We start from the raw sequence: 6745 nt of genomic DNA, 5'->3' as shown, positions 1-6745 counted from the left end.
AAGCGGGCATGCTCTGCAGTTTTGCTTAGAGACATTAGTGAGGAGCCCTGGGAGGGGCTACCAAACCGCTGACGGAAATTAAACAGATCGATATTCAACCCATAAAAACCACAGACCATTGCCAGACAGGCAATTCCACATTCTGATGATTCTGACTGAAGAATAACGGGCGTTTTGTTAACAAGAGAAAAATTTAACTTTGCAACAACAGTTTTGAAAAGTTCGTTAGTCATGGATCGGCCCAGTAATGCTTTGAGTTATCTTATACACAGGGGTAAACATCCACATATAGAGCGGACGCTCTTCCAGGAATACAACAGCTTGAGCCTTGAGGCCGTTTGAAAGCGAAAGCGTTTTACCATTATATTCAAAGGTTTTGTTTTCAATTTTCACAATGGTCTTATAGAGCGCCAGTTCCTGCTGGTTTGTGCCGTTCGTAACATTGGTATACTCAGACATTTCTTGTCGAGATGTGGGAACAGAAGATATTGAAAGTATTTTTCCCGGGAATTGACCAAATTTATCTGATGGGAATGCAGCATAACGAATGTTAATTTCATCCCCAGGTTTTACATAAGGTATACTATTGTTAGGTAACCATAAAATAAGATAATACTCTATATCACCGGTAGGTTTTATCTGTGCTAGACTGCTGCCTTTATCAACCATTTGGCCTTTAGTGACGGTCAATGATTCAATACGGCCTTCAGTCGTTGCTTTAATAATAATGTTACCGTTTGCGTTTGATTCAACCAGTTGATTTTTATAATCATTAATCTGGTTTTCTTGTGACGAGATTTGATTGTCAAAATCAGCTATTTTTGTAATTTTATCACTATTGAGCTGAGTGACCTGCGATTCCAGTTGCATTTTCTGACTCACCAGAGACTGGTAAGTGCTTTGTTGTTGAAAATACAAAGAGTGTTGATAGTTATATTGGTCTTTGGTAATCAGTCCGTCACTTAAATACTTATCATAGCTGGATAGATTATCATGCATTTTCTTTAATCCAGCCTGGGCGTTAGCCAACATGCGATTAGTTTCTTTTAACGAATCATTGATTGTTTTTAACTGCTTCTCTAAAGAAATGGTTGTTTCTTCTTTATTATGATTCAGTTTTGAAATGATATCTTCAGCATTTGCGATCTTTTCATTAATGACCTCTATTTGTACCGCACTAACATTACCCGTTGTGGTGTTCCGGGAAATGTCGATCTCATATAACGGCTGGCCTTTGGTCACAATATCGCCGACTTTTACATATTGGGAGATAACAAAGCCTTGCTGCGGGGCATAAACGTTGACAGAGTGAGGTAGAGTAATGACCTCTCCCTGAACGTCGATTCTCTGGGTAAAGGAGCAAAATACTGTGGTGGCTATCAGGATCGCAAGAAAAGCAAAAGAGAGTAATGCAACAAGCCATGCTGGAAGCCCTGCGAGCAGCAGTGCCTTTCCTTTCCAGTGATGCTTTTTATACTCAATCGCTTCCTTGCGATAGATTTTTTTTAACATAGTTATCGCTTAAATTATAAAATGAAAAGGCCCGATACGTCAGGCCTTAATTACTAATGAATGCTTGTCAACAAACTGTTGAGCTAATCATTGGCGCGTAAACTTAGTTGCTCCAGAAGTTCAGGGTGCCGTCATAAATAGCATCCATTACGCCCTGAGCATAATCCAGAGTCATATCCCAGCCAACGATACCCGCTGCAATACCAAAGCAAACGCCACCGAGAATAACCCCGGCGATCATCCCTACACCCTGGCCGATTGAGCCGATACCGAAGATACCGCCACTTACGCCACCCCAACGTCCGGCGTACGCTGTACCAAAAATAGCGCCCAGAGAGGCGCCCAGTGCGATAGCGCCAACTTCTTTTGCGGCCCAGGTGACGATATCGGTAAGAGTATCGGTCAGCGCACCGCCAGAAATTTCTTCCATTTCAAATACAGTTAATTGGTGCATGATTAGTCCTTTAACTAAAATTAAAATTATATATTCATTCCAGACCAGAATTTGGTCCGCAGAAAAGATAGTCGTTGCTGTAGTATGAATCAACTCAACTAAATATGAATTGTTGATGAAATTAGAGGTTAATAGTGAATCAAATCTAAACTATTTATAGGTTCATAAAACAGTAACTAATTCAGCAGGTGGTGGCACGCAGCTATTATCGATGTGCTGCAGATATATTGATTTATTCTTGCATTCATATATGACATTTTTTTGGTTGTTGACATAAAAATAAAAAAGGTGGATATCATTATCCACCTTTTGTAGGGGTATGGAGGTTATACTTTTACTCTTCCTGTATGACAACTTCAAGCATAGCTTTTACATGACCGGAAGAGACTTCAGCGCTATTGTCACTCATGCGATAATAGTCGGCGGTGAAGGTAAAGTTTTGTGATGCCTGTGCCTTGGCGAAGCTATAAGTTTCGGCGTCGTAAAATATTATAGGCTTGTTGTCAATTTTGAAGATAACGCCAACGTTATTTGCGGCTTCGGTTCCAGTTATCATGTTATCGATGATCCCATCCCCGGCAGAACTGGTGCCATTAACAGGGTTAAACCAGTAGTAAAGCTTGTTGCCAACTGAACCTTGTGGGCAAGTCACATCCATTTTGATAGTTTTTTGTGATGGAGTTGTACCTCCTCGAGAAATGGACATTAATGTGTTTTTTTCAATTTTATTCAGGGTGATTTGGCTAGGCCCTGATACTGAAATATCGCAAGAGGTATCTTTATATGAAATAGTCTTGAACTTCAGGGTTGCTGTTAACAAAAGGCGGTCAGCTGCCCTTGGGTTGGTGCTTAAGTTACCTGCTGAGAATTTAAATACCGGGTTTGTACTGGTGCCGGATGTATCGATGACCTGCTTTGTTTTAATTAACCATACCGTCATAAATTTATAATCTTCATTCGATTCTAAAATAGGTACGATTGTAGATTGAGCAACAGCAGGATTAATAGAACCATTTTTGCTGCTCAGAAGATCTGAAAACTGAAAGCCAATTCCATCTATGCCGGTTTCATAGACTGGTTTGCCCCTTATACCCGTGACGCCGGTAACTTCCGGTGCTGTTGATTCAACAATATACTGGTCTCCCATTATTTTGCTGCACTCAAATGTTTTATAATGTCCGGTACCGACTTTTTTAGTATAGAGGACTGTACCCACCGGAATTGTTGGGTCTGTTGCGATTTTAGGACTTATGTTAAACATTGCTTGTCCAGCGGAACCAGAATAATCGCATTTGGCAATTACCTCGCTACAACAGCATAGTAGGGATAAAAAAAGAAGTATTTTTCTCATTCTTTATTGTTCCTTGGTCAATATTAGCGACAAACCGTTTCGATTTGACTGATGCCAGACGCTTTGCCTTCCCTGACTGGTAAAGTAAAGGAAGCATTGCACTGCTGCGCGGCGCTTTTGCCCCACTGGACGTTAAGGATCCCCGTCTGCTGCAGGCCGGACATATAGACCATCCCGGCGTCGCTGACGATACTTGGCTGCGATTTACTATCTCCGGCGAGCAGAACCATTGCGCCATAAGGCACGTCCTGACCGCTGGCGGTTTTCAGATGCACAAAGGCCCTCTGGCCGATATTGCCGTCATAATTAGCACGCACGATGGCACCACGGGTCGGCACGACGCTTTGCGTAGTTTCTGGAAGCTCCATATCTTCACCCAGTGAAGTGCTGTCAAGGGTGATGTCGGTACGACGGTAAGGTGTAACGTACGGGACGATAGCGTAACCGCGATAGTCGGTGGAGATGGTGTTATCGTTGGTCAACTTGACGTTATCCAGGCCCGGCGCTTTAACCAGCACGGCGGCGTCAGTGATGTCCTGGCCAAGTGTAATGCCATCGGCATGAGCGACGATGCTGCCGTTGGCGCCGTAGTCAATACGTTGGCTGTTATTGTCATAGCTATAGCCGGCATTAAGGCTGCCGCGGGCACCGTTATAGGTCCCACGCATATCGCCGCTGTAATATTCCCGGTTGCTGTACCCTTGCTGCAGGCTCCATTCCAGGCTGTCGTTATCTAGCCCGACGCCACCAATGGAGACCGACTGATCGGTAGATCCCGGATTGCTGTTGGTTAATTGATAGCTGGTATAGGTACCCGGCAGCCAGTTGCTCAGCGGTAGCGTCACCGTCAGGGTGATGCGCTGATCGTCCTGGGCATCCTTACCTGAGTTATTTCCGCTCCAGGTGTAGCGGTTATAGCTGTAGCCCAGATAGTAGTTCACATTACGGAAACCGCCGTTGTAACCTACGCTAATTGACTTGTTGGTTCGCTTATCGTCCCAGTAATCTTCAATCAACCCGCTTATCGACAGGCTACCGAGGCCTTTACCCAGGCTTTGGTTAACCGTCAGGTTGGTGCGATTGCGCAGTGAGCGAGAGGTATAATTACCGTCATTAGAGTAGCTATCCAGCACCTCCGAGAGGGTATTAAAGCCGCGGGTGGAATAGCGGTAGCCCGCGATGGTGACATTGGTGCCAGTTTCGACAATGTTTTTACCATAACGGACCCGCCAGGACTGTCCTGAGGTCTTTTCATCGTCTTTCTTTTTCGACCATGCCTGGGTGACGTCTGCCGAGGCGGCGCCAAGCTCGCCCAGGTTATAGCCGAGGCCCGTCGACAGCGCCTGGTAGCGCGAGGCCGCCTGCATACCGCCATAAAGCGTCAGGCTGCTGGAGACGCCATAGGTCGCGGTGGCCTGAGTAAATGGCGTTTCATCGACTCCACCATCGTAAGGACGATATTTACCGGAAGTAATCTCATACTCCAGTTGATTTTCACGCACCATGACCGGTAGGGTGGCGAACGGCACAACAAATTCTTGCTTGGATCCGTCGGACTCTTCCACGCTGACGTAAAGGTCGCCGCTACCGCCGCTCGGGTACATATCGGTGATTTCAAATGCCCCGGGTGCCACGTAGGTCTGGTAAACCTGGTAGCCGTTCTGTTTAATGACGACGCGGGCGTTGGTTTTGGCGATACCGCGAATAATCGGCGCATAGCCGCGCATACTTTCCGGCAACATCGTGGTATCGGTGGCCAGCTGAATACCGGTAAACGGCACGCTGTCGAAGATGGTTGAGAGCGATGAACTTTCGCCCATCACCAGGTTACTGTTGATCGAGCGAATACTTCGCTGCATATAGAGATAGGCGGAGTCCCAGTCCCCGGCATCGCTATTGTTTTTATTCCATGTGCTGAGGTTGCGGATACGCCATGGGCCAACGTTGAGGCCAGACTGCAGGTTCAAGCTGTAGTATTCATCATTGGCCTGCATGTCGTTCGAGCCGCTGAACTGGTAGTTCACCAGCAGGGCGTTGATGCCATCATCAAACTGATCCGGTGGGATATATCCCTGCGCGGTGGTGGATAAGGCCGCCTGCGGAATAGAAATATTTAAGCGCTGGGCGGTAAAGTCAAAATCCGCTTTGGTGTCCGGAATGACAGAAAAGTTTGCACAGCCGTTTTGATCCTCGGCTAACTCTGGAAAGGATTTTATCCTTACGCCATATTCCGCGAGAGCTTTTAGACTCAGGCAGGGAACCAGAGCGGGTTCGCGGTTATCGCTGCTGGCGCGATTGTTGGCGACAAACTTTATCGTCCTGGTATCCAGGTAGCGGCCATTAAACATGATATCGACCCGATAATCCCCCGGCGCCTGCGCGTTCTGGGTCTGAAATACGGATAAGTCAGGAGTGGTTGATGGATCGCTACCATTCAATGAGCTAATGAATGAGGGATCGAAAAAGTCACGTGCTTGCGCTTTATTATTCAAACCAGAAAGCAATGCCGGAAGCATTGCAAAGAAGATGGTGGATAGTTTGAATAATCCATTATTCTTATTTGGCATAGACACATCCCTATAATGATAAAATAAATTTCTTATTACAGCGATGAGGAGTAGAGCGACCCAGCTCCGCCATAATCATTGACAACTTTCCAGGTAATGCTGGAGGCATTAATATTTTCTTTTAACGTCACTTCTTTAGTCGTCATCGGGGCGACCGAGTTGACTTCCGGCTTCACTTCTTTGCTGCCAATCTGGATGCTATGGAAATAGAAGAAAAAGGGCGTTGGATTTTTGATCGTCAGCTTAGTGCCAGACTTTCGCCATTCGAGCTTTTTCGCTTCCGTATTAGGGGAGAGGTCGAAAAGTGCTTTAGGACGATAGACCAGACGCATACGGTGACGGACTGCTAGTTGAATGGTGTTGTTATTCGCTTTGGCATCATCTGCCGGAGGAATCGCCATCACGTTAAAATAGTACATGGATTCCCGGTCGGTCGGCGCATTAACGTTTCCGTTAGAAAACAGACGAACCGTATTCTGTTGTTTCCCTTCAAGGCGGAACAGCGGCGGCGTGGCCATAAAAGAGGGCGCTTTTCCTGCCGGCGCTTCAACCCAGGATTTAATCAGATAGGGAATATCATCTTTATTTTCTATTTGCGCGGTGATTTCACGTGCGCCTTCTTTATACAGATAGCGGGTGGATCCCACTACAATACCGGCATGGGCAATACTGCTGAGGAGTAATGCACAGGAAGCGGTGAAAGTTAATAAAGTCCTGAACATGTTTTTTCTCTGAATGCAAAAAAGGGCCCGCCGTGAAGCGGGGCCCTTTGGGGAAAAATTAGATGGTGTAATCGATAGTAAAGGTCGCAACACCTTTAACCGGGCCTTCGGGGTAATGACTCCAACTTATTGATAGTGT

6 protein-coding genes are annotated in these 6745 nt (G+C 46.0%); all 6 read right to left on the bottom strand.

Translation table 11 applies throughout. The annotated features are described in order from the left end of the window. Positions 1 to 233 (bottom strand): cysteine peptidase family C39 domain-containing protein (locus HMPREF9538_RS30165; protein WP_267195257.1); only part of this gene is annotated, 233 nt, incomplete at its 3' end. Next, positions 226 to 1512: an HlyD family secretion protein gene (locus HMPREF9538_RS10870; RefSeq protein ID WP_004177748.1), complete on the bottom strand. Its 1287-nt coding sequence runs from the start codon at positions 1510 to 1512 to the stop codon at positions 226 to 228. The genes HMPREF9538_RS30165 and HMPREF9538_RS10870, both read right to left, overlap by 8 nt. Before the next feature lie 103 nt (positions 1513 to 1615). Next, a complete protein-coding gene (locus HMPREF9538_RS0127905; RefSeq protein ID WP_004177746.1) occupies positions 1616 to 1966 on the bottom strand; it encodes a hypothetical protein in 351 nt (116 codons plus the stop codon). A 334-nt stretch (positions 1967 to 2300) separates the two neighbouring features. After that, the gene (locus tag HMPREF9538_RS10875; RefSeq protein ID WP_004177744.1) at positions 2301 to 3317 is read right to left on the bottom strand and encodes a fimbrial protein; all 1017 of its coding nucleotides are present in this window, start codon (positions 3315 to 3317) and stop codon (positions 2301 to 2303) included. A gap of 23 nt (positions 3318 to 3340) precedes the next feature. Next, complete coding sequence (locus tag HMPREF9538_RS10880; protein WP_009485422.1) at positions 3341 to 5884, bottom strand: fimbria/pilus outer membrane usher protein; 2544 nt, start codon at positions 5882 to 5884, stop codon at positions 3341 to 3343. Between the two features lie 35 nt (positions 5885 to 5919). Beyond that, positions 5920 to 6606: a molecular chaperone gene (locus HMPREF9538_RS10885; protein ID WP_004177740.1), complete on the bottom strand. Its 687-nt coding sequence runs from the start codon at positions 6604 to 6606 to the stop codon at positions 5920 to 5922. Positions 6607 to 6745: the final 139 nt, after the last annotated feature.

The organism is Klebsiella sp. MS 92-3 (assembly GCF_000195655.1).
Taxonomy (GTDB): Bacteria; Pseudomonadota; Gammaproteobacteria; order Enterobacterales; family Enterobacteriaceae; genus Klebsiella; species Klebsiella pneumoniae.
Note: the sequence above shows the minus strand (reverse complement) of the source record. Positions and strands in the feature narration are given on the sequence as shown.

Excerpts from the sequence above, each read along its gene's own strand:
- HMPREF9538_RS10870 (WP_004177748.1), bottom strand. The coding sequence starts at position 1,512 with ATGTTAAAAAAAATCTATCGCAAGGAAGCGATTGAGTATAAAAAGCAT.
- HMPREF9538_RS0127905 (WP_004177746.1), bottom strand. The coding sequence starts at position 1,966 with ATGCACCAATTAACTGTATTTGAAATGGAAGAAATTTCTGGCGGTGCG.
- HMPREF9538_RS10875 (WP_004177744.1), bottom strand. The coding sequence starts at position 3,317 with ATGAGAAAAATACTTCTTTTTTTATCCCTACTATGCTGTTGTAGCGAG.
- HMPREF9538_RS10880 (WP_009485422.1), bottom strand. The coding sequence starts at position 5,884 with ATGCCAAATAAGAATAATGGATTATTCAAACTATCCACCATCTTCTTT.
- HMPREF9538_RS10885 (WP_004177740.1), bottom strand. The coding sequence starts at position 6,606 with ATGTTCAGGACTTTATTAACTTTCACCGCTTCCTGTGCATTACTCCTC.